This window comes from Sphingopyxis sp. (assembly GCF_036402335.1).
Taxonomy (GTDB): domain Bacteria; phylum Pseudomonadota; class Alphaproteobacteria; order Sphingomonadales; family Sphingomonadaceae; genus Sphingopyxis.
The window spans coordinates 1-1,587 of sequence record NZ_DASWTD010000499.1; the positions used below are offsets into that span (position 1 = coordinate 1).

A 1,587-nucleotide genomic window follows, 5' to 3' on the forward strand; every position below is an offset into this window, starting at 1 on the left:
GGTCGACATGTTCCTCGGCCTCGACGCCGTAGCCGCGCCCGAACAGCCGCGTCAGCCCGGGATGCGCGACGGGGATATGAAGTCCGTCCGAATAATTGTCCGCGACATTCTTCCAGTTGACCGCGCGCGGGCGCATCGTCACGCGGCCAAGCGCGCGCAGATCCTCGAACCGGTACGGCGCCACGCGCGCCTCATAGGGCGCCATCATGCTCGCCACCGAGGGTCCGCCGCCTTCGAGCCGCACGAAGATGAAGCCCTGCCAGATCTCGAGCTCGACGGGGGAAAGGCCGTTATCGGCCATCACCAGCGTCGGATATTCGCTCTTGCCCGGCACGCCTGTCAGCCGTCCGTCGAGCGCATAGGTCCAGGCGTGATAGGGGCAGATCAGCTTCTTCGCGCAGCCCGAGGATCCGTCGACCAGCCTCGATGCGCGGTGGCGGCAGACATTGGTGAAGGCGCGTAACCGGAGGTCCTCGCCGCGGATGACGAGGATGCTCTCGTTCAGGAAATCGAGCGTGTGCCAGTCGCCGATATCGGGGACGTCGCTCACATGGCACACCACCTGCCAGCTCGGCCGCATCATCCGCGCCATCTCGACCTGGAAATATTCGGGGTCGTGATAGATCCACGCGGGCAGGCTCCAGCCCTCGTCGGGATCGGTGTTGCGGCGCGGATCTGCGAGGGCGGGCTGGACCATGGGGACTCCTTGTTATACGATCGTATAACAAGGTGACGAACCGTGCAACACTGCTTATGGGTGTAAACCCGATGCTCAACCAAGGCCGCGCCAGTTTCACCCGCGAACCCGCCGACCAGCGTCGTCAGGCGCTGATCGACGCCACCGCCGCCTGCCTTGCCGAAAAGGGTGTCGCGGGCACCTCGGTGCGTACGATCTGCGCGCGTGCGGGCGTATCACCCGGGCTGCTCCGCCACTATTTCGCGGGCGTCGACGCGCTCGTCGCCGAAACCTATCGCGAGGTGACGCAGCGCGTGGCGGAAACCTTCGCCGCGGCGGTTGCAGCTGCGGGGGACGTGCCACGCGACCGGCTGATCGCCTATGTGACCGCGAGCTTTAAGCCCCCCATAACCGATCCCTCGCTGCTCGCGACCTGGCTTGCCTTCTGGAGCCTCGTCAAGACCGACGCCGATATCGCGAAGATCCACGGCGAAACCTACTGCGCCTATCGTGGTGATCTCGAGGACCTGCTCGGGGCGTGCGACATGGCGAGCGCCGAGGCGGGCCCCGTCGCGATCGCGCTCACCGCACTCGTCGACGGGCTGTGGCTGGAGCTTTCGCTCGACCCCACCACCTTCACCCCCGAACAGGCGAGCGCGATGGCGGTGCGCTGGCTCGATACCTTGCTCGAACGTCCCGCCTTCGGCTGACCCGGCTTATTTGCTGCCCAGATCGGTCAGCACCGCGTGCCACTGGCCGAGCGCGTCGGCAATCGTGCCCGTGGGTACGCGCTCGTTGAGCCCGTGCGCGAAGCCGTCCTCGGCGCGCATGAACAGGCTTGCCACGCCGTAGCTCGGGACGCCCTGCGCGCGAAAATGCAGACTGTCGGTCGCGCCCGCCGACATGCTCGG

At 66.5% G+C, this 1,587-nt stretch carries 2 protein-coding genes and 1 pseudogene; 1 reads left to right on the forward strand and 2 read right to left on the reverse strand.

Annotation, left to right across the window (positions count from 1 at the left end; genetic code table 11):
- Positions 1-697, reverse strand: a 697-nt coding sequence (locus VGD20_RS16290; RefSeq protein ID WP_331135449.1) for an aromatic ring-hydroxylating dioxygenase subunit alpha, incomplete at its 3' end; no start/stop codon positions are given.
- Positions 698-753: 56 nt separating this feature from the next.
- On the opposite strand from VGD20_RS16290, the gene VGD20_RS16295 reads away from it, so the two are divergent.
- A complete protein-coding gene (locus VGD20_RS16295) occupies positions 754-1,386 on the forward strand; it encodes a TetR family transcriptional regulator C-terminal domain-containing protein (RefSeq protein WP_331135450.1) in 633 nt (210 codons plus the stop codon).
- Positions 1,387-1,392: 6 nt separating this feature from the next.
- Here the strand turns inward: VGD20_RS16295 and VGD20_RS16300 are convergent.
- Positions 1,393-1,587: pseudogene (locus tag VGD20_RS16300) on the reverse strand (hypothetical protein); the annotation flags it as partial.

Coding starts and splice junctions, on each gene's coding strand:
- VGD20_RS16295 (WP_331135450.1), top strand. CDS start 754: ATGGGTGTAAACCCGATGCTCAACCAAGGCCGCGCCAGTTTCACCCGC.